26 protein-coding genes are annotated in these 20,743 nt (G+C 44.3%); 3 read left to right on the forward strand and 23 right to left on the reverse strand.

Features of this window, described 5'->3' with window-relative positions; translation table 11 throughout:
* Nucleotides 1–8 precede the first annotated feature (8 nt).
* From HFU86_RS19040 to traH, 5 genes are all read right to left on the reverse strand, one after another.
* Nucleotides 9–401 (reverse strand): hypothetical protein, encoded by a 393-nt coding sequence (locus HFU86_RS19040; RefSeq protein ID WP_187129910.1) that lies wholly within the window; start codon nucleotides 399–401, stop codon nucleotides 9–11.
* Nucleotides 402–458: 57 nt separating this feature from the next.
* Nucleotides 459–665: a TraR/DksA C4-type zinc finger protein gene (locus tag HFU86_RS19045; RefSeq protein WP_187129911.1), complete on the reverse strand. Its 207-nt coding sequence runs from the start codon at nucleotides 663–665 to the stop codon at nucleotides 459–461.
* A 119-nt stretch (nucleotides 666–784) separates the two neighbouring features.
* Nucleotides 785–1,513, reverse strand: coding sequence for a complement resistance protein TraT (gene traT, locus HFU86_RS19050; RefSeq protein ID WP_187129912.1), 729 nt, complete (start codon nucleotides 1,511–1,513; stop codon nucleotides 785–787).
* 168 nt (nucleotides 1,514–1,681) lie between these two features.
* Entirely contained in the window at nucleotides 1,682–4,570 is a 2,889-nt protein-coding gene (gene traG, locus HFU86_RS19055) for a conjugal transfer mating-pair stabilization protein TraG (RefSeq protein ID WP_187129913.1), read from the reverse strand.
* Between the two features lie 5 nt (nucleotides 4,571–4,575).
* The gene (traH, locus tag HFU86_RS19060) at nucleotides 4,576–5,952 is read right to left on the reverse strand and encodes a conjugal transfer pilus assembly protein TraH (RefSeq protein ID WP_132497226.1); all 1,377 of its coding nucleotides are present in this window, start codon (nucleotides 5,950–5,952) and stop codon (nucleotides 4,576–4,578) included.
* A gap of 260 nt (nucleotides 5,953–6,212) precedes the next feature.
* Here traH and HFU86_RS19065 point away from each other — a divergent pair, with 260 nt between their 5' ends.
* A complete protein-coding gene (locus HFU86_RS19065) occupies nucleotides 6,213–6,491 on the forward strand; it encodes a type II toxin-antitoxin system RelE/ParE family toxin (protein ID WP_132497227.1) in 279 nt (92 codons plus the stop codon).
* Nucleotides 6,491–6,805 carry a HigA family addiction module antitoxin gene (locus tag HFU86_RS19070; protein ID WP_132497228.1) on the forward strand — a complete coding sequence of 105 codons (315 nt, stop codon included), beginning with the start codon at nucleotides 6,491–6,493 and terminating at the stop codon, nucleotides 6,803–6,805. The genes HFU86_RS19065 and HFU86_RS19070 overlap by 1 nt, the downstream gene beginning before the upstream one ends.
* Before the next feature lie 74 nt (nucleotides 6,806–6,879).
* Here HFU86_RS19070 and trbB read toward each other — a convergent pair whose 3' ends face one another.
* From trbB to traC, 9 genes are read right to left on the reverse strand one after another with little or no spacing between them, the layout of a single operon-like run.
* Nucleotides 6,880–7,419 (reverse strand): type-F conjugative transfer system pilin assembly thiol-disulfide isomerase TrbB, encoded by a 540-nt coding sequence (gene trbB / locus HFU86_RS19075; RefSeq protein WP_132497229.1) that lies wholly within the window; start codon nucleotides 7,417–7,419, stop codon nucleotides 6,880–6,882.
* Complete coding sequence (locus HFU86_RS19080; protein ID WP_132497230.1) at nucleotides 7,416–7,718, reverse strand: hypothetical protein; 303 nt, start codon at nucleotides 7,716–7,718, stop codon at nucleotides 7,416–7,418. Before HFU86_RS19080 ends, trbB begins: the two co-directional genes overlap by 4 nt.
* Before the next feature lie 10 nt (nucleotides 7,719–7,728).
* Nucleotides 7,729–8,520 carry a type-F conjugative transfer system pilin assembly protein TraF gene (gene traF, locus HFU86_RS19085; protein ID WP_132497231.1) on the reverse strand — a complete coding sequence of 264 codons (792 nt, stop codon included), beginning with the start codon at nucleotides 8,518–8,520 and terminating at the stop codon, nucleotides 7,729–7,731.
* Entirely contained in the window at nucleotides 8,520–10,361 is a 1,842-nt protein-coding gene (locus HFU86_RS19090) for a conjugal transfer protein TraN (RefSeq protein WP_187129914.1), read from the reverse strand. Before HFU86_RS19090 ends, traF begins: the two co-directional genes overlap by 1 nt.
* The gene (trbC, locus tag HFU86_RS19095; protein WP_243699019.1) at nucleotides 10,358–11,098 is read right to left on the reverse strand and encodes a type-F conjugative transfer system pilin assembly protein TrbC; all 741 of its coding nucleotides are present in this window, start codon (nucleotides 11,096–11,098) and stop codon (nucleotides 10,358–10,360) included. Before trbC ends, HFU86_RS19090 begins: the two co-directional genes overlap by 4 nt.
* 15 nt (nucleotides 11,099–11,113) lie before the next feature.
* Entirely contained in the window at nucleotides 11,114–12,115 is a 1,002-nt protein-coding gene (gene traU / locus HFU86_RS19100) for a conjugal transfer pilus assembly protein TraU (protein WP_132497233.1), read from the reverse strand.
* On the reverse strand, nucleotides 12,112–12,744 hold the full coding sequence (gene traW / locus HFU86_RS19105; protein WP_132497234.1) for a type-F conjugative transfer system protein TraW: 633 nt from the start codon (nucleotides 12,742–12,744) through the stop codon (nucleotides 12,112–12,114). Before traW ends, traU begins: the two co-directional genes overlap by 4 nt.
* Nucleotides 12,745–12,752: 8 nt before the next feature.
* Complete coding sequence (gene trbI, locus HFU86_RS19110) at nucleotides 12,753–13,178, reverse strand: type-F conjugative transfer system protein TrbI (RefSeq protein ID WP_132497235.1); 426 nt, start codon at nucleotides 13,176–13,178, stop codon at nucleotides 12,753–12,755.
* Nucleotides 13,154–15,496: a type IV secretion system protein TraC gene (gene traC, locus HFU86_RS19115; RefSeq protein ID WP_336431788.1), complete on the reverse strand. Its 2,343-nt coding sequence runs from the start codon at nucleotides 15,494–15,496 to the stop codon at nucleotides 13,154–13,156. Before traC ends, trbI begins: the two co-directional genes overlap by 25 nt.
* 68 nt (nucleotides 15,497–15,564) lie before the next feature.
* On the opposite strand from traC, the gene HFU86_RS19120 reads away from it, so the two are divergent.
* Nucleotides 15,565–16,919 (forward strand): IS3 family transposase gene (locus HFU86_RS19120; RefSeq protein WP_132497260.1). Its coding sequence is split into 2 segments (ribosomal slippage): nucleotides 15,565–16,027 and nucleotides 16,027–16,919, totalling 1,356 coding nucleotides; the frame shifts between segments, so codons are not numbered across the junction.
* A gap of 29 nt (nucleotides 16,920–16,948) precedes the next feature.
* Here the strand turns inward: HFU86_RS19120 and HFU86_RS20250 are convergent.
* The 9 genes from HFU86_RS20250 to HFU86_RS19165 all read right to left on the reverse strand — a co-directional run bounded on the left by HFU86_RS20250 (nucleotide 16,949) and on the right by HFU86_RS19165 (nucleotide 20,739).
* Nucleotides 16,949–17,308 carry a TraC family protein gene (locus tag HFU86_RS20250; protein WP_255426026.1) on the reverse strand — a complete coding sequence of 120 codons (360 nt, stop codon included), beginning with the start codon at nucleotides 17,306–17,308 and terminating at the stop codon, nucleotides 16,949–16,951.
* A gap of 2 nt (nucleotides 17,309–17,310) precedes the next feature.
* A complete protein-coding gene (traV, locus tag HFU86_RS19130) occupies nucleotides 17,311–17,865 on the reverse strand; it encodes a type IV conjugative transfer system lipoprotein TraV (protein WP_132497236.1) in 555 nt (184 codons plus the stop codon).
* 207 nt (nucleotides 17,866–18,072) lie between these two features.
* Entirely contained in the window at nucleotides 18,073–18,306 is a 234-nt protein-coding gene (locus HFU86_RS19135; RefSeq protein ID WP_132497237.1) for a hypothetical protein, read from the reverse strand.
* A gap of 2 nt (nucleotides 18,307–18,308) precedes the next feature.
* Nucleotides 18,309–18,950: a hypothetical protein gene (locus HFU86_RS19140; RefSeq protein ID WP_187129916.1), complete on the reverse strand. Its 642-nt coding sequence runs from the start codon at nucleotides 18,948–18,950 to the stop codon at nucleotides 18,309–18,311.
* Between the two features lie 107 nt (nucleotides 18,951–19,057).
* A complete protein-coding gene (locus HFU86_RS19145) occupies nucleotides 19,058–19,270 on the reverse strand; it encodes a hypothetical protein (protein WP_132497238.1) in 213 nt (70 codons plus the stop codon).
* Nucleotide 19,271: 1 nt separating this feature from the next.
* A complete protein-coding gene (locus HFU86_RS19150; RefSeq protein WP_132497239.1) occupies nucleotides 19,272–19,508 on the reverse strand; it encodes a hypothetical protein in 237 nt (78 codons plus the stop codon).
* Between the two features lie 8 nt (nucleotides 19,509–19,516).
* A complete protein-coding gene (locus HFU86_RS19155; protein WP_132497240.1) occupies nucleotides 19,517–19,834 on the reverse strand; it encodes a hypothetical protein in 318 nt (105 codons plus the stop codon).
* Between the two features lie 19 nt (nucleotides 19,835–19,853).
* Nucleotides 19,854–20,411: a hypothetical protein gene (locus tag HFU86_RS19160; protein ID WP_132497241.1), complete on the reverse strand. Its 558-nt coding sequence runs from the start codon at nucleotides 20,409–20,411 to the stop codon at nucleotides 19,854–19,856.
* A gap of 43 nt (nucleotides 20,412–20,454) precedes the next feature.
* On the reverse strand, nucleotides 20,455–20,739 hold the full coding sequence (locus tag HFU86_RS19165; protein ID WP_132497242.1) for a hypothetical protein: 285 nt from the start codon (nucleotides 20,737–20,739) through the stop codon (nucleotides 20,455–20,457).
* Nucleotides 20,740–20,743: the final 4 nt, after the last annotated feature.

Raw genomic sequence — 20,743 nt, forward strand, 5'->3', positions numbered from 1 at the left:
ATTCGATGTTATTGTATTAATATATCATCGACTGACTGTTGAGATTTAAGCGCACAAAATGTTATTCCTTGCTCTCGACTCAAATTGTTCATTTTAATATATTCAGGAATATCGACCCTTATCTTTTCTGAACTCAATTTATTGAGTTCAGAAAACACGCGGTCTAACTTAGGTGAGAGAATACCCAAGTAATTTAAATATTGACTCACGTTTTTTTGATTGGATTGACTCGGATTTTGATAGCCAACAACATATTGACCACAGCCAACAATAACATCGCGTTGAGCAAGATAACGTAACGACCCGTCATTTTTTCCATTCATAGCATGAACAAAAGAAAATTGAGTCACAAAAAATAAAGATAAAGCAACCCCCACTTTATTCAGTGTTGATTTTTTCATATAAACCTCAAATTAGTATTTGATATAAAACGTAGGCAGGATTAATTCAATCATTGATTATTTTGTGCGGGACAGCTCTTGTAATTCAATACAACAAACACAGTGTTTCACACCCGGTAGTACCATTCGTCGAGCCAGTGGAATATGCTCTCCACATTCCACACAGACCTCGGCACTTTGACCTTGATACTGAGCACGTTGACTCAATCGTAAAGACAGCAAAAAATCACTCTCAGCTTGAGAGACATCAATTTCATCAGCCATAAATCACCACAAAAAAGGAGACACACTATTCCCCTGAAAAATTCATTATTTAGGGGAATAGTGTGTAAACAAACGAAGTGCGTTAGAACACCACTGAATGACGCTAAAGCAACAAACTCTTAGAGGATATTTGAAATGGATTTAGCCAATTGCTGTTCTAATACAGGTTTTGCTTCTTCAAATTTGAGATTCACTTTATTCGCATTAGACACAACCCGGGTCTGGTATTTATGGCGATCACCCTCTTCTTGGCTGGTTTGTATTTTCGAGCCAGACGTACCTTGTTTAAGTTTTGCAACATTCGTTGTCGTCACATTGGCTTTTGTTTTTTCAGAAATTTGAACATCGGTGATCATTGAGTAATTAATATCTTCAACAAGGCTATCTGCCGCCATTCCAATCAGTCCCGAGGCTAACCCTACACCCAGTGCAGTCCCCGTTGAACTTGTATTAAACGCGGCAATACCGCCCCCTATCGCCGCGCCTAATGCTGCACCTTGATAGCCTTGATTTAAGAAGCTTTGTGCTTCCCTCAGGTCCATTTTATCGGCTTTAAGCACATTCACCTGTATCCAGTAATATGCTTCATCTGGTGAGGTTGTCACAACATAGCCTTTACTCTTAACCTCATTCGCAATTTGAGATTGTAATCCACTCATATCTTTATCAGAGGTATTTTTGATTTGAAGGTATACTGTTTTTTGATTTGACGGTTCGAGCCAAACCGTTTCACTCATTTGCGTATTCACCTCCAAATTTCTTTTTTTAATAGCGGTACTCATTGCACCACAACCTGTCAATAAAAATACACCTAAAATTAGTGGAACTATAACCTGCATTCTTTTCATAAAATAAAGACCTTATCTTTTTATCTATATTGAACGATAACTTATACACTACAACTTAAGTCAAATAAAATAATCATTAATCTCTTCGTGAACAATATCAAAGAAAAAAAGAATAATGATCCAAAATTTATAACGAAAGAAAAGAAGAAATAGGATAAATAAAACTGACTATTTCTTATCTTCTTTTATTTCCACGGTAGGAGGCCATGTTGTTTTTAATTCAACACGCTCTTTTAATTGGTCATGGTCAGGTATTAAATTTTGTTCTTCTTTTTCTCGTTCAAGTCCAATACGATGTTTTTCTTTCGCTTGCTCATGCTCACGCTCCAATTGTGTATATTTTTGTTGGACAGGTTGTTTTCCGGTTTCAATTTCCCGCTCGGTTAATTGAATAGTGCCTTTTGTTTGTTCATGATTGCTCTTCACGGTATCCCCTATACCCTGTTTAATACCTGCACCTTGAGTTAATCCATGAATAATTTCATTATTGGCGTCATGTTGCTCCCGTATATTTCCTTCAGACATTCCCTTAATATCGGTGCCAATATTGTCCATTTTTTCAATTTTACCGTAATTCTTAGCATAATTAGCTTCTAAATTCGGCAAAATACTGCCATTGACAAACTGTTGTGCTAATTCATCTCTCTCTTTCGCAATCATAGGGTCGCTCGTGTTACTCAGTAATATATCTGCACGGTCTGGCGCTTGTTGCCTAACATAACTGGCAAACTGCTGATCAAACACATTATCAATTTGTGCACTGTTATTTTCTGCCCAGCTCGCCATATCACTGTATTCTTGGCTTTTCGTTTTATTCAACGCATATTGCTCATGATAGTTGTCAGCAATATTTAACGCGGCAGCAAATTGCTGGATGTTCGAGTTGGCTTCATTATCATTTGAGCTAGATCCGGTTGTGAAGCTTATACGGTCAAAGTAATCTCTTGCCTCCCTAAATTGTTGTTGTAACTGTGCATTTTTATCATAACGGTTATCATTGCTTTCATTACTGCTTTCCTGTGTACCATGGGACGATCCTGTTGAGCCAGAGACATTGGCATCACCATATACACCACCTTTTATACCTGTTAATCCACTTAGCGGTAGACCCGCCTCGCCTTTGGTTCCAGCCGTCACGGTTCCTTTTGACGTTTTATCCATTAATTCGGAATATGCGGCTTTCGTGCTTAACCCATTGGCTTTACCGTAAACTTCAGCAATCCCCCAAATTTTATCTAAGGCTTTATTGTGACTCACACCTTCGCTTCCATCGCTTTGTGCTGATAAGGTCATACTATTACCATTTTGAGTTTGGAATTGGGATAACATACTCCAACTACTGTTCACCGCATGTTGATTCATTTTTTGCGCGCTGGACGCATTCACCTCTGCATGGCGAGCACTTTGATTCAGTGAACTCACCATGGCTTGACTACCTTTAATGGAAATTGGCAATCGCGACATCGCCCCACTGGTATCAACCACTTCTTGCCCGTTACTGGTTAAGGTACTGGTTGCCCCGCTCGATAACTGCCTAGTCATTTGACCATCGCGGAAGCTGGCATTAGTGTCCCACTTATTCCCAGATACATTACTGGTTTGCATGTTATTAAATGACCAGTTGCCGTCCGCCGCTTGTGAGGACGTTGCGGTAGCAGAGCTGTTAATCGCCGTTCCCAAGTAATTCCCTGCTTGAGCAATGGCCGGGCCTAACCCTTTGACTATCGCAATGGCAATGAAAGGGATAGAAATTGATAACCAACCGGCAATGAGCCCAATATCACTGTGCATCTGCTGAATACTGGCTTGGTTCGCCAAGTTAAAATCCATGCCGCCTGTTTTGCCCCGCAAATAAAAACTGGTGGCATAGTTCAATATCGCGAACATCGGCGGCCACGATTGCAGATAGATAATCGACATAATGTAGTTAAACATCATACGACCCGTTAGGGTATGAATCACGGCTAACAGGATAAAAATCGGAAATAGTGCAATCACTAACGACAACAGAATGGTATTAAGGATAGGCACAAACGCCACGGCCACCTGTGACGACGTCGCCCAACTGAGTCGCATTTTATTGTACGACGACGTTGATGCCAGATTCACCAAACTGGCAGTATCACCACTTTGTGCACTGTAACCCCCAATCCCTTGTTTTAAGGCATTCATCACCACGGAAGAGCGCATAAGCTGACTGGCCGTTTCACCACCCTGATAATAAAAGTTGTAACTGTCTCCCAACATCGCGGCATACAACACATTCGCATCAGGACGGCCACCAAAGATTTGTTTTACGGTGTAGTTCCAGGTTTTACCGCCCGTGGTGGTGTCCAAGTTTAACTTCGGCATCAACACATGACGCGCCATGTCTTCACAAGTCCAAAACCCACTTTGAGCCACGCCATTGGAGCCAACAGCAGCACTGTTACCATTCGGCACGATAATGCCGCGAAGGGGACTCGGCTTTTGAAAAATCAACGTATACGGGTCACGGCTGTTCATCAGCTCTTGGAAGGAGTATTTATGGTTAATCAAAATATCCCCAATCACGCAGTTTTTGGTGTAAAGCCCCATCAACTCAGCTAAATCCCCGTCCACGGACAAAATATCGCTGACATTGCCGACCAAATCCGCCCCAAATAACATGCCCGTCTTACTGTAGGTCATCGCGTCGGGCGTATGAAACACCGTTTCATACGCTTCCGTTAAACTGGTGCCTATCGAGGTAATAAACCGTGCCGGTACGGCCAATCCCACCGGAACGTTGTCAACTAAGTACACTCCCGTCGGATTGGTGCGGTCAATAATGTGTACCGTGTGTTTAGGGACTAACAAGATACTCGACATTATCACCATCACTGCCACAAACTTCAGTAGCTCCTTGGGGTCATGGGCTTTCATAAACGAGACCATCACGGCAACACCGGATAAGGTCAATGCAATTCGGTACATGGAGGTCCAACTGTCTGAACCAATGAGGGCAGCAACACCATTGAACACATTCATCATGTATTCACCGCCGCCCAAGACATACACAGTATCAATGGTCGCCATTGGGGCTATCCTTTTTTCTCCGGGTTAACAATGTGGAAACGGTAGTTTTGCTGAAACCGCTCTTGCAACTGACTGGAGGTTTGCTGACGTAAAAAACTCATTTGTCGCTCCAATTCAATCAACACATTCGCTTTGGTATTGACCATCTGCTGCAAGGATTCCAGTTGGCGTGAGGCTTCGGACACGTTTTCACGTAAGATTTTTAACGGCTCTTCCGGGTAGTTACGACTCCCCATGGCGACTTTCGCTTGGTCAATCAGTTCCTGCAGGTACTGCAGTAAAATGTCGTAAGCAATGTAGTCTGCTAAGGCAGGCAATAAACTGGCTTTAATATTGAGCTGCATCGGGTCAACCAGATAGCGCAGAATGGGGATCGAGGTGCTTTGAATAAAACCTTTTTCTTTAGGAGATAACGCCGTATCACTGCTTAATTTGCCTTGGATTTGTTCAACCATCGATTTCGTCATGGCATTGAGGCCATTTTTTCTATCGATGGTGATTTTTTTTGTGCGAATATCGAGACAATCGACCGCCGATACACAGCCCTCTAGCGTAATTGTTCCGCCCTCCATTAAGGCTTTGATAATGTCTTGGCGGTTAACTTTAGGAATTAAGGCTTTCACATTGCCTTTGGCATCGAATATCAGCGTCCCTGTTAAGTTCATCACTAATTCTTTGAGTTCTGTGTCATTTTTCAAGAAATCATTTTTGGTTAAAATATCCCACATGAGGTTCTTGTTTTTCATGACTTGGTCTTTCATGTTATCGGGCGCACGATTAAGCGCATCATTCATCTTTCCGCCCACCGTACAGCCTTGGCGCGATGCCGCCCAGTCGGCAAACATGTTGGTTTCACCCGCGATATCCTGACAAATCTTCTGCGATTGCACGGTATTAGTCGGCCACAAACCGCCAATAATGCCCTGCGCTGCCTGGCATGAAGAAATATTGGTACTATTAATGTCGGACGCCATTTTTTGCAGGAAATCTTTAGCTTGTTTCAATTCCGGCACTGTGGTTTGTAAGGCTAAGTCAAAGAAATACCCCGCCCCGTTTGTCATCAACTGCTTCACAAATTGCTGAAGCTGTTCACTGTTAATATGGGAAAATGAACCCAAGTAAGCATCTATCCCGCCACAGCCCGCATTAATCGACGGCGGCGTAAAAGATGCAATCTGCAACTGCTTGACTTGGCTGCGTAAGAATAAATTTCCGCCTGTGGCATACCCTGCCGCTTGTCCCTGCCATGCTTGGGCCGCGGTCGCATTCCCCTCGAAGCCCAATTTATTAAAGAAGCTATTCATGTCGCTATTGACACTGGCGAGTGCCATAGGATTAACAAGCAGTGATACACAAAGCCCTACAACTATCCGATTACGCATAGCGAACCTCCTAGTTGAATCCGACACCGACACGTCAAATAGTCAAAATCCATCGCCGCTTTCCGCACAGGAAACCAGTTGAGTAAGTCAATCATTATGGTGAAACCTCATTAAGTGCCATAACCCTCTATATACTCGTGAGTTATGAAATTGCAAAAACCCATATAAAACATAATCATACATTTTAATGAGCTTATTGGCATTGCATAACGTGCAACATCACGATAAGATATTACACATCATGTAATATGGATAAAAAGATGATCAAGTCATTCAAACATAAAGGGCTGAAACAACTTTTTGAAAAAGGCATAACTTCAGGCATTCCCGCGCAGGATGCAGAGCGGATTAATGACCGTTTACAAGCTATTGACACAGCAAATGAAATAGGCGAATTAAACCGTCAAATTTATAAACTGCACCCTTTGAAAGGAGAACGTGAAGGTTATTGGTCTATTACAGTCAGAGCTAATTGGCGCATCACTTTTCAGTTTATTAACGGTGATGCTTACATTTTGAATTATGAGGATTATCACTGATGAGACAGTTTAAAATTTCCCATCCTGGAAAGATAATTGCCAGAGATTTAGAAGATATGGGTGTTAGCGGTCGCCGTTTTGCACTCAATATTGGTGTAACACCCGCAACAGTCTCTCGTTTCCTTGCAGGCAAAACAGCGTTAACACCGTCACTGGCAATACGTATTGCCGCCGCTTTGGGAAGCACTCCTGAATTCTGGTTACGTTTACAAAGCGCCTATGACCTACGTCAGCTAGAAAACCAAATTGACACCTCTTGTATTACTTCTTATGGAGAACATGCAGATATGTCTCAGGTAAATTCAAAGCATTAAGTAAATTTAATCAAAGCTTCAAGTCACTCCGATTACCAATTGCTCACCATAAATTTATGATTGCAGACATATTCCTATTCTTGCGTCACTAACATCAGGTTACTGTTTACACGGTTCACCACATCCTGCATCTCCGTGAGACCTTGTAACAGTGGGTAGGTTTTTAACGTATTGACTTCCACCAAAAAGACCGACGGGGTTAACACTTGCAATCCGCCCCCAAAGAACGTTTGAACCACGTCAGGCGGTGCTGGGATGGCATTCGGAAAAGCCATATCCCCTTGTCCATCTAAGGTGTAGGGAAACACCTTGAATCCCATTTTCGCTGTCAATAACGCAAACTGTGGGTCAAACTGGTGGCAATAGGGACACTGCGATTGCATAAACAGCACCAAGATATAATCATTCAAATTGACCACTTTGCCATTCGGGAGTCGGTAAGGTCTGGCGGCAGGTGCTGTTGAGGCTACCGGTTCTGATGGTACAGACTCCACGGCAGGTTGTTCAGTGACCGTCTCGCCTTTATGGGCTTCCAATGCCGCTATTTCCTCAAGGACACTGGCATTCGCCATCATGGCCCCCAATAAACACAGGAGTACAAGCACATTTTTCATGGATGTTTCACCTCATCATCAGGGAAATCAGACGGGGCTTTAATACGCTGCCAAGTTTTCACCACCGCATACACCATGCCCGCTAGACTGCACGCGGCCCCCAAGGCAAAAATAAACACCATGCCCGTTTCTTGTATCAGTTGCAGGATTTGCAATGTCGACTCACTGAATAGCGCACGACGCATCGCGACTAAATACTGCAGTAAGCCGTAAAAAATCAACGCGGCAAAAATCAATGTCATGCCAATATAAATTAAGCTATTTTCAATCAGCCGCTCTTTAAATGAGGGTTGAGTCATTGTGTGTTCCTTAATAATTAGGGGTGAAATCAGTGGCGATATCTAAGAACCGGCGGGTCAATGCATCTTGCGACATAAACCCATACGCCAACGGTTGATACTGTTCGCTTTTTGGATCAACCAAAAACAGTGCCGGAAAATGGGTGATCCCCATTTTGGCTACCTGCCCTGTATCCGGCCGGGTTTGAGGTAAATATTGACTGCGAACACCGTCAACCGACACAGGAATAAGCGTGATATCGTGCTGTTTTGCAAACTGGTCAACCACACCTGCCAGTTGGCTATCCAAGGGATCACTGCCGCGATAGAACAAGAATAAGCCGTACTGTGCAGACAGTTGCGCAATGGCCGTCTGCTCTTTTTCTTGCAACTGTGACAGCTGTAACGGCACCGTACTGTTGTAGTGACTGTGCTCTAAGTTGTAATCCAGTGACGGGGTCTGCAGCAGCGCTTTTTTCACCGAACGCTCAAATAACCCTGACTGGTCTAACCAAAAGCGCTGAAGCGCCATGTATTTTGCAGCATTTTCTGCTGACGGTTGCATAATGGCGGTATCTAACGCTTCTTGGGTTAAAGCTTGCATCACTTTTTTCTGTAAGGTGGGTGACAAACTGGCGACGGGGATTTGCTCAGGTGGCGGCTCATCGTCCTCGTCTTCCGGTTTCGGCTCGTTATACCAATGCCACCCAACAATCGGCTCATCCACATAGGTGTGCGTTCCTGTGGTGGGAATGTCACTTGCCGCTCCCACCGAAAATGACAGCCCCACCCCAAAGGTGAGGCAACACAGCGTCCATTTCATTACTGACCTCCCTGCCCTTGTAGGCTGTTGGCTATTTGATCTTTTACGCGGTCAATCAAGTCTTGGTCGGCGGGGATAGTCGAGCCGGATTCCAAGTCCGCATAAAAATCGGCGAAGTTCAGTCGGTCAAAGTTAATCGCTTGCAGTTCATCCACGGTAATGCCCCGGCAATCACTGTTTTTGGCACTACCAAACCCAATCCCTAACTGTCCAGCACGCCCCTGCTCCTGCACGATTTTGGCGAGTTTGCTGTCAAACTGGCAGTACGCTTCTTTTTTCTGAAGACACACGCCCAGTACTTTGTTGGAGCAATACGACCCAACATACACGGTGAGTTTGCGCTGTTTGGCTTTACCAAGCGCTTTTTCTTCGCTGTCACAATTTGCCAGTCCCACATCATTCCCCCAACCGCTACTTTTGCAGCAGTTACTGAACCCTGCTGCCGCTTTACGGCAGGTGGTCCGTTGCCCCGTAAAAGCGCTAACGTTCACATCATTGAGTTCGGCCACATCTTTACCGGCTGCCGCGACTGCAGCTAACGCCGACACGGCTTTTTGGAAGCTGTTGGCTTTGTCGTTCTTGATTTGGTCACATTCCCCGCTGGCGCAAATCAGTTCGACCCCGCACATTTTCCCGGTGCCACTTAACCCTTTTTGACAGGAGAACACCGCCTGTTCACGCAAGCACGTACCTGCCACGGATTCTGTGCAGGCGGTTTTCACCACGGTACAGGCTGGGTTATCCATATATTCACTACAACTGCCTCGGTCTGCCGCTTGTTTAGCGTAATAGTCGGTGTACTGCCAACAGTCACTGTGCACATCGTATTTTTTACCCCCGACCGTCACGGTTTTGGTGCCGCCTTTTTCGGTACACTGGCTCTCAATTTTGACTTCTTCCGACTTATCAAAAGGGCAATGCTCTACCCATTCAATCTTCGGTGCCGGGATTTTCGTTTTCACCAATACCGTCAAGGTCAACGTTAACGTTGCCGATCTGCCTTGAAATCGGCCGACTATTGCATCGGTAATTTTGCCCGCCCACGCACCGCTCCCCGAAAACGTCCCGCTCGATACCACCGTGTTTTTTTGCAGTTCTACCCCGTGCGCATTGAGAGTTTTAGTTTCGCTTTTCCAGAACTTGATAGAGGTATTCATAAATACCCCAGTCCGGTTAAACAGCGTCCCATCTAACACCCTGATATTAAGCGCTCCTGTTTGAACAACACCACTTATTGGGGCGCGAAATTCAAAGGTGAAATAGCTGTTCCGGCTACTTCCACCTTTTCGAAACACAAATTGATGGGGCAATATCGTCACTGTGCGCGTTTCCCACCCATCGACTTCTTCCCAGGTGATCTTAGCGGTACGTGTACAGGCTAAACTGGCGGCAGGCACGCGTTCACATTGATGTGTGGTGATTTCGGTTTTATCCACCGTAACATCCTGGCACGGAACGGTGATCTGGTCGCTTTCAGACTCCGCTTTTTCCCGCATATCGATACCCGCCTTCAAAAACGGCGCTTCCAGATCCAGCTTATCCGGCGGGCGATTTTTCATGACCCCCGTGGTGGTTTTACCGGCATCGGTCCCCGCCATGGCTTTCATGCCCGCATTTTCCAACCCTGACGCTGCCCCCGAGGTGACTCCCCCGTAATACCCACTTTCAGACGGGTTCGGGGTATAGTTGGGGATAATCTCATTCGGTTTGGTGTGACTGAGGGTGTTTGACCCTTGATTTTTCAGCCCACTGGCAAATTGTGAGCCCGTTTTATAGTCATCTGCCGCCATGCTCACCGCCGCCAACAAAACACATCCCAAGACACTCCATCGCGATATCATGGTGCCTCCCGAGTCTGAAGCCAGTGTTGCGCAGTTTGCTGGCAATCGCCCGAGCTCGCCATGTGCTCAATCGCGGTACGAAGATGCACGTTACCGTAGAGCACGTCATAACCTTGTTCACAGCGAAGCACTAACGCAGGCACTTGGGTAACCCCGTATTGCGCAAAGGCATTTGGGTCAATCTGCACGCCGCTCTCCCCACTGTCCTTAGTCAGTTCAAAAACCGCATTTGCCGTTTTGCGAAAATCATTATCGATTAACCCATTAATTACACTGGGGATATTCAGTCGCGTCGCTTCTGGTAACATCTGCTTAAGCGCCGCTTCTGGTATGGAAAACGACACAAAATAGACAAATGGGCTGTCCGACTGCGCTTGAGCCTGAGACTCTTGTAACGTCGCTTGCTGCGATTGTTTTTGTTTTTCCAAAATACCGTTGATCCAAGCTTGATTTTCCGCTGAGATCCCATTGCTTTTCCCCGTTGAAGTAGACCATTGAGTCGGTGTAGATACTGATGGTTCACCTTCGGGATAAGGCGCGTCCGGCGGCACAATCCCCGCCCTCTGTTGCTCACGCAGCGCCTCTAAAAACGCTTGGTCATCCGGCGAAACGGAGGCTTCATTCAGCGCACTCACACTTTGATCGCGCAAGGATTCAAAAAATTGCTGGTCATCCGTTAAGGCATGACACTTCGCCGCAACCAGTAAGATTGCGGACCACATGACGTATTTTTTCATGATGGGGGTCTCGGTTTAGAGGAACACGCAGTTACGTTTACGCCAGATAAGATAGCCAAAGTTTTTACGGCTATTGGGTGATGCATGGCCTGCTTGCCAACGCATGACAGAACGCCCAAACGGGTGACACTGCGTACTATCCGGATGCATATTCACCATCTGATAGCGATACCGCTCTTTGGGAATAATGGGGGACGGATATTCATAACAGACCGCCTTATTTTCACCGACACTGTTCATCACCAAACCCTGTCGGTGTAATTTGAACGCCATTCGCTCAGATAGCAGCACAGACGAGGCTTGTGGGCTAAATTCATTCGAGGTATAGCCTGTAAACGGGTACATACTGCCTTGCGAACCCGCACACCAAAACAAGGCATCGATTGGTTTCCCCGTCATACTGGCAATGGCATCTGCCGCGCAGGCGCCTTGGGCTATCGGATTGGCAAACACAAACGCTTCTGGGGCAAGAATCGACGACAACGAACTGTCATTCCACATGGGATCAAGTTCGGACAAATAAGCAATATCCATATCCCCACTTTGTAAGCATCCCATGGAGGTAATAATATTCAGCCAATACGTCAGAGGGTATTTGTACCAGTGCACATGGTAGAACGCCCCTGGAGTTGGGGAATCACTTTGCCCCGCCTTTCCGCCGCCCGTCTTACCCACATTGATATTAAAACCACCCAGATTAACCATGCAATACGGTGACCGCGTCACGTCAGTGAGCGCAAATGGCTCCCAGTAACCGATAGCCAGGCCAATGCGCTTAAATATCGGCGGCGGAAACGGACAAATTTGGATCGGCATACTGGGATTGCGAGTATCAGGCGCTATACCTGGAAACACGGCTGTCTTACCAATCGTCATTGGAAACAAACAATTCCAACAGATATCGGTGATCGGATTAACAAAATTGCCCTCACACATGGCGTCCGCTTTGGCCGGCACGCTCCCTAGTAATCCACCGAGTAAACAGACTGGCGCTAACCATTTAAATCCTATTTTCATCGTTCCTCCTTCATCGGTGCTGAGACAATTTTGAGCTTTTCTCCCTCTTGGGTGACCACGGCGGGGATGTACTGAATGCCTAATTGCCGCGTCAAGCTGCCCGCTTGGTCAAAGTAAATACGGGTATTGAGTTGCTCAGTGGCCGTTTTGATGTTGCCGTTCGTTAAAATCACCTTATAACGCAGCGTGGGTGGGGTTTGTGCGTTCATCCACGCCACTTGTCGAGGATCGTCCGCATCGAGAAAATAGAGTGTTTGCCCGAGCCCCACCATCGAGAGCGGGTTAATCCGGTCACCGTGACGCGCAAACACCACCCCTTGATGGTCGGCATAATCACCTTGCACCGTAAAAGTGGGGTCATACCACAATGTATGCGACTCGGTGTCGGTGAGCAGCCCCTCTACGAACGGTGGCCGCAAGGTATTTTCAATCACGCGGTCTTTAAAATCCTGCTGCATCTGAGCGATTTCGCCAGTCGTCTCCAACTGTTTTAACCGGTTTTGAATAAACGCCAACATACTTTGTTCCTGCACAGGGTACACATCCCCCCAGACACCCAAATCTTTCGCTATCCCAACAACCGGTACACACAGTAATAGCGCAACGGGAAATAACCGTAATCGCTTCATCACACCTCCTATTGCGCCATTTTGTTGGCTATCGCCGCCTGAATTTCCACCGTGATATCCTCCGCCCCCATCACCACGGCGGGGGTGACTAAAATCAAGGCGTGGTGCTGCACTTGGTATTCAGACAGGCTGTCACTTAATGCCATCTGAAACCGCTGGGTCGCCTGTGCAATTTGCTGTTCACTGAGTGGGTTTTCCGCATTAAATTGCAGGGCCATTTGCTGTTGGTACTGGTTGACCGTATCCGCCATGTCAAAAGTCACTGTGACGGGCAATAATGCACGCATCACTAAGACAGAGATCGCGACACTCAGCCCCAGCCCAATCAACATAAAAAAACACACTGCTTTTAAACATTGGCGCTGACGACGTTGACGGCGAGGTGAAACCGGGGTTTCACGCGCGTCGGTTAATGCCGAGTTTGAGTTTGCCATTGGGATAAGCTCTCCATTTCTTGCGGGAATTTATGATTGGCTAAAGCCAATAGGGATTCTTGTTGATTTAGCCATTGTGCCGCTTTTTCTTCACGGAACTCAAAGTCTTTACCATCGGTTGAGAACAGTGCACGACTAATCGGGTCGGTAATGAGTCGGTGATATGATGAACGACCCGAAATTCGCAACATAAAGGCACTAAAGTGTGCATCTTTTGCCGACGGGAAGCCTTCTATGACAGCACGTTCGATGGAGTTGAACTGATCAGGGTTTTTCTGGTTGTATTTACGAAATGACTCCATGTTTTGCCGTAAGATAATTTTAAACGACGAGTTACTCCACGCCGCTTTAGCTGCTGCACTGGCTTTATCCCCATCAAAGTCCTCAATCCCTTGGGAAATGGTAATGTAGGCCCCGTAGTATTTACGGGCAGTACGATAACCACCTTCAATAAAATCACCGACAAAGCTGCTTTTGTTATCCAGCAATTTCCAGCCTTCATCGATAATGGCGACTTTTTTGACGTTACGCGGGGAAAGGTACATACGCTGTTCAATGAAGATCATCATCGAGAACATGACAGCCGCAAGCAGGTCAGGCTTATTCTGTAAGCCACCCATTTCCAGTACGGTAAAGCGCACTTGCTCATTCAGTGCGGGTTTATCGCTGTTGAAATACTCACCGTAAATGCCCTTGGTCGTGTATTTTTTCAGTGATACCACAATCTCTTGCATCTTGTTATACACGGTACTTTGCGGGTCAAAATACGCACGATCAATCAAGTGCTGCAGATAATCATGGACATCATCAATCAGCGCTTCATTTCCCTTATTCCTACTCGGGGCTTTACCTTCCCAGACTTCTTGTACCGCATTGAGTAAAATAGACTTGGACGTATCGTCCATTCCGCCTGAGGGATTGGTCAACACCAGTAACAAATCGCGGATACTTTCCGCCGCTTCCTTGATATTGACCACCCCAGCGAACGGGTTGAACTTCAAGTCTCGCGCATCGACATAGACTCCGCCCAGACTGTGACAAAGTTCCTTGTACGAATCCCCCATGTCCAACACATACGCCCAACCGCCGCTGTCCAGCACTTGGCGGATCATCGCTTGAATTAAAAACGATTTACCGCCTCCCGACGTCCCGCACACCGCCATGTTGTAGTTGTCATTACCCAGGCCCGAGGTTTGGTCGAAGATATCGAGGTACGATAACTGGTGTCGGTAAGAGGGTATCGGTAACCCACTTTGGCAAATGCGGTTATCAGCGACGACCGGCATTAAATTGGCCACATTGAAGGTTTTCGCCCGTAAGGTGCCACCGGAGCGCACCATATCGCCCCACAATCCCTCTTGCATCACAAAGGGGAACATCGCGAGGTAATTGCGAAGCTGCATAAAGGTGGGCGGACACAAGGTTAACTTATTGGTGGTGTAGGTGTTCATTAACGCCATTTCGGCTTTGAGCGCTTTGTCGTCATCATCCTCACAAAACAAGGTAATGCCGTAACTATAACGGGCTAAAGCAATTTGGTTGGAGTCCAACCCTTCACGCAATTCCCCCCACTCTTTGGCTTTATTTTTCACCCCAGGCACCCAATTCACGTACTTTGAGTTAGCCCGTGAGTTATTGGTGACAAACTTTTGCTTCGCTTCGTTTTGGGTTTTCACCAGATCTTCCACATACACTGTCATGCTAATGGCGAAGGGACACGCAACGGTGGAAGCCGGATCAAGTAAGTTACAGAGATTATCTCCCGCCTGCCACAAAGCAAACTGGGTCGGGTTTTTCTCCAACATGTAATTTAGAATACGGGTTTTGCTTTTCTGCCCTCGCGTAGTCGAGAGCGTTTGGTGAATGGCATCCGGTCGAATTTCCAACGTCAGGGAACGGTCGGCACACTGCTCATTCAATGACTCATACGGATCAACTTCGGCACTCGGTAAGGCTATCTGATCATGCTTAAAGTTACTGAGTTCCCGCACCACCTGCAGTAGCTGTTTTTCATTCAACTGATTGGCATACAGCTCTGCCGCCGCCAAGGATTGCTGTACCACACTCAAGGTTTGATTGACCTTTTGCAAGGTGATGGCGTCGGCTTTTTTATGCTCTTCGGCGTAGACAATAAACAACCGATAATTACGTAGTGATAAGGGTAATTCAAGCTTATTATTAAAGCCTTGCAAGGCCCCACGCTCATAGAATGCCCGCGTAATGTGGTTAAACTGTGACGCCATGTCACCTTGCCAGCCAAAATCCTTCAGTCCGTAATCCAAGAGGTTACTGACACATTTACTGCCAAGCAGTAACACCGTGAGCGGGATTTTCTGAAGTGAACCCCGAAAGTTGGACAATCAACTATTAGGGGTTTTATCTTTAAATGGGAAGAAAAAAATATTCGGTTGAATTTAAAAAGAAAGTTGCTTTGCACTATATAAACAGTGGCGATGGCGCTCAAAGAACAGCCAAATTATTTAACATTGACCGCGGAGCAGTTCGGCTTTGGACTGAACATTGGAAAGTTAGTGGAGAAGAAGGCTTTGCCATTAGGACTAAAACTTACACTGCAGAGTTTAAAAAATCAGTTGTTCTTTGGATGAAAGAACATAATCTATCATCTCGCAAAGCTGCAGCGCATTTTCGTATCTCAGCAGCTAGCACTGTTAGCAAGTGGGAAGGGCTCTACAATGAAGGTGGTATCATCGCACTAAGAGATAAACGCAGAGATAGTTTGATGAAGTTAGATAAATATAACGCTTTAAATAAAGAAACGTCCAATTCTCTTCCTAAATTCAAAGATGTTGAAGAAGAGCTTGAATATCTACGTGCTGAGAATGCTTACCTAAAAAAGCTCCAAGCCTTGATTCGGGAAAAGCAGAAGACAAAGCAGTCATAATCACTGAATTAAGGCACCATCATAAACTGAAAATGCTACTGAATATAGCAGGACTGGCTCGTAGCACATATTACTGGCACACAAAATCAAGTACGAAAGGAGTTCGCTACAAGAGTGAACGACGAAGAATAATTTCATTATTTCATCACCATAAAGGTCGCTATGGTTACAGACGTATAACTCTGGCTTTGAGAAATGAAGGTTACTTTATAAATCATAAAACAGTCCGAAAGCTAATGTGTAACATGGGGTTAGCATCACGCCTAAGAGTCAAGAAATATCAATCATTTAAAGGTGTTTATGGTAAAGTGTTTCCAAACATTTTAGACCGAGATTTTAAGGCAAATGCGCCAAATCAGAAATGGGTCACAGATGTTACAGAGTTTAAGGTTAAAGGGTCGAGATTATATCTTTCGCCAGTGCTAGATCTTTTTAACAGTGAGATAATATCTTGGAAGATGGCAACACGGCCTGGAGACTTAGTGAAAAATATGCTGATAGATGCCTTTCAAAAACTATCTCCTGTCGATAAGCCCATTTTACATTCAGATCAAGGGTGGCAATATCAGATGGCGAGTTATCAAAATACGCTGAAAGCTAAAGGCATAACGCAAAGCATGTCGCGTAAAGGGAACTGTCTGGATAATGCCGTGATAGAGAATTTTTTTGGTCTTTTGAAGACAGAATGTTGGTATCATGAAGAGTATGAAAGCATAGATGAACTTAAAGTGGCAATAGATGAATATATACATTATTACAACAACGAAAGAATCAAAACCAAATTAAATGGTCTGAGCCCTGTGCAATATCGAGCTCAGACCAAATCGACTGCCAATTAAATAAATATATCCAATATATGGGGTTCACTTCATTTCCGGGGCAGTTTGTTGCGCAAGAAATAATCCAACGCATCCACGATTTTGTCGTTGGCCCCAATGAGCGGCGTACACTCCAGCGCAAACCCAATAGTGGATTTATTGATAAACAGCCCTGACTTTTCATCGTAATGACGATACGGCAACATACTGCAGAACGACGGGTAATCCATGTCCTCCAACGCTTCTTCCGCCCGTTTATTGCCGTCATTTTCACGCCAGCCCGTAAACAGGTTCTTTAATAAGGCTTCCTGCAATGTGAGCGGCTGCGGTTCATCATCAAAGCTGATTTCTTTTTTATTGGGTAAGAAGGGGGCCATCAACTTATCCAGTAAATTAGGCATCTCTTTCATAATTACTTCGCCCTCCACTCACCGTCTTTGACAACAAAGGAGACCACGGCAGGCTGGTATAAGTTGTCGTGTTCATCAACCCACGGCGCTATCCATAAGCGAGCGGTGGTTGTCGGTAATCGCTGCGGTGGAGACATACCGATATCACCCCAAGACCCCCATGGTGTTGAACTTCCGGTGATGGCTGGCATGAAGGAGGCCACCTTTTTTACTGGTGACTTAGAATGCGCAAAGGCGCTCAGCGATGAACCAGCAGCCGGAGTCACCGAGTTTTTTGCCTCAACCGGTGTAACCTGACGGGTCGTGGCTGTTGTGGTCACTGGGACAATGGGGGTTGCCAACGGTGCTAACCGCGGCAGCTCCGCTCGCTTTTGCGCGGTTCCCCCTAACGTCTGAGATTTGCCAAGGGGGGACGTTTGTGCGGAAGCACGTTGATTAGCCTCTTCCATGGTCATGCAACTGTCTTGGGCTATCGCGTTACAATCAAAGGAATCTTTAAGTCCGGCGGTACAACCTGCGAGCAGGCTTAATGCGCCTAATATTAGGAGTTTTTTCATAAAATGAACCTTATAAATGAATGACAAAAAGAGGTGTTTTGTGGCGAAATAACGATGAATTTGTGTCGCCGCTTATTCAGTGACGAACAACAAATATTTTTATTCATAACCATTTAATTAAATACGGTTAATTAACTGATAATCATGTATTTTTTGAGATAAATGAGTTTCTAGCAATGGTAGGAATTTGAATTTAAACGAAAGAGGTTACTTGATAATTTTATACCAAAGCCTAAACCCGTGAAATTTAACACCACCAAGGCTTCCAATAGTTGGAGGAACCTCATATTCCAAGGATTCAATATTAATAATATCAGTTATATTATTTTCATTTAGCCATTGGTTCATTTCATCATTCATTAGTCGCCGGTCACGCCTAACACTTTTTAAATTAGAAATAACAACCCCATCTATCGTAAAATCTTTAAACTGTATATCCATTATTAATCCTGTTGAAAATCATACTGAAAGGTTTGTTCAATCACACCATCAATCATAATATTGATAATTTGAGAAACCGATATTCCCAGATTGTCACTATAAGCATGAAGAACAGCTCGGGTTTTTGGCCTTAATCGTATCGAAGTTACCTCATTTTTATCCCCTAATATCAAATTCATTTTTGCTATCGTCTCTTTGGTCACTTGACCATTTAATGCTTCCACTAATTTCGGAAATCGATAGCTGGCAGATGACACACGATAATGAAGCTTATTACGTATGGGTTGTGGTATAAATCCCATTTGCTGCATTAAATTCTTGTGTCGTGTATATACATCAGAATTACGGTGTTGCAATAATTCAATATAAGCCAAGTGACAAATAATTCTATGCGGTAGTAATGATGTTGAAATAATTAAATCATTATCTTCTATAACCAGTTCTAATTTATACTCCTCAGATAAAAAAGCTTTATGTTCTTCATACAAAGACAATAAACCATTAATTGTTTGTAAAGCATTCCCCATCATAATCGTAATATCATCATCAGAAAGTGCATTGATATTCAAGCTAATCAATTCAATGAGATTAAATTGATTACGAAGTGAATAAATGAGCGTTTTGAATAGATTATCGATTGGCATAAAGTTTCCTGATTAGGACGATTATTTTCATGTCATTCTGTTGATAAAGTTAGAGGCAGAATACGAACCCGAAGGCTGAAATAAATTTAATCCTTCTCTTCGCATTATTAAGGGGCTTGAATGTTCTCAGATGCATCCCAAATGGCATAGGCTATCCCATTTTCTATGACCACAAGTCCCTTATGACCGCAGCCGATGCACGTGATTTTATCTTTTTCAAAGAGACAATCTTCAGAACCGAACTCGGTTTCGACGAGACTATTTTCGGAGCCATACACGACACAGCGCCCCAGCCAGTTAATCTTTAATTTACGTTTCATCTTAGTTATTAGATAAAATTTCTTTCTTTTTAATAAATTCCAAATAACGGTATGCACTCATTTCTATATTTCCGTTTTCACACGATAATTTGTACTTGTCATTATCAACTTCAACCCGATATTCTGGACAGGTTTTTAAAAAGGCTTTTCCTTCATCCATACTACCCATATTGGCCAAATAACCAATGAGTAGTGCCACACAAAAACCAACAAGCACACCAAATATAAAATTACTCATAAATACCTCTAATTAGATTGATTATTTCGCATACTATCTCGGTAGGATTTAATGGCTGCTTCGTAATATTCTTTAGTAACTTCAATTTGATTTTTCTCATTACCTAAGTAATAAATAACCTCTCCATTTCGTTCTATTGACTTGAAAATTTCAAGCTTTGAATATCGCTCACCATTATAGATGTTTTTCTTAGTAACTTTACGTTGTGCCATATAATGAATTAAAGGACCCACAATAAAGATTGCAATTAACAACTCAAAGAAAAGATATATCCAGTTTATATCCATATTAATATCACCATTTTCGCCATTTAAAATATCAAACAATAAATGTTCACCTCTCTATTTATCGATATTGAGTTTTAATTGTTGCTATTAGTGCGATAAGCTTCGGTTTTTCTGCATAAGCCCAATGTCCAGTGACAGGATCAAAGACGACAAAATCAGTTTCCACAAAACGTAGACGATAATAAATTTGCTTTTTTAATTCATACTCACGTTTTAATCTGGCATTTTCTTCCTCGATTTCTTTATTTTTAGCGCCCGAAAAGTAGATGCCGTACACCGCTGTACAAACGATACCGAGAACAACCAGTATGATACTGATAATTACTTGGTATTTTTCGATATTCACTACTGGCATCACGAGGAAAAGCAACATGATGAAAAATATGGGGATTGCCAGTATATTGTAGTCCGCAGGCCTAAGTTGGGGAGCCTTTTCCAATACATCAAAACTTTTTGCCAATTCTGAACGTGATACCGACGTCCCCATTGCACCGCCAACAGCGAGTCCCCCACCCCCTAAACCAACACCGCCACCACTCCAATCACTACTATGCGTTCCTTTTGCCACAATGCTTGCTAATGAAACGCCATCAGTGGGTAAATATATTCGTTTCATGCTATCCCAATATCCTTGTTATTTGATGGTTTCAAAGCTGCGATTATCGACCACTTTGGGAAGGTCCCTGTTGAGGATATTCTGGAATTTTAGATGTTAGTTCCAGATACTTTTTAGGTGATAAGGTACTGGTATAGAATCCAGCATCACAACGATAGCGATATAACCCATCAGCCAATTCATTCTTTACAGGTGTTGTACAACTGCTTATAAAGCTATGAACACGTCGATATTCGGTATCCTCTTCCCAATAGAAGATAAATTTCACTACCAACAATCCACACAAGAACAAAAAGCCAATAATAATAACGTACTGTATTCGTGCCATTAAC

This window comes from Providencia sp. JUb39 (assembly GCF_012272845.1).
Classification (GTDB): domain Bacteria; phylum Pseudomonadota; class Gammaproteobacteria; order Enterobacterales; family Enterobacteriaceae; genus Providencia; species Providencia lanzhouensis.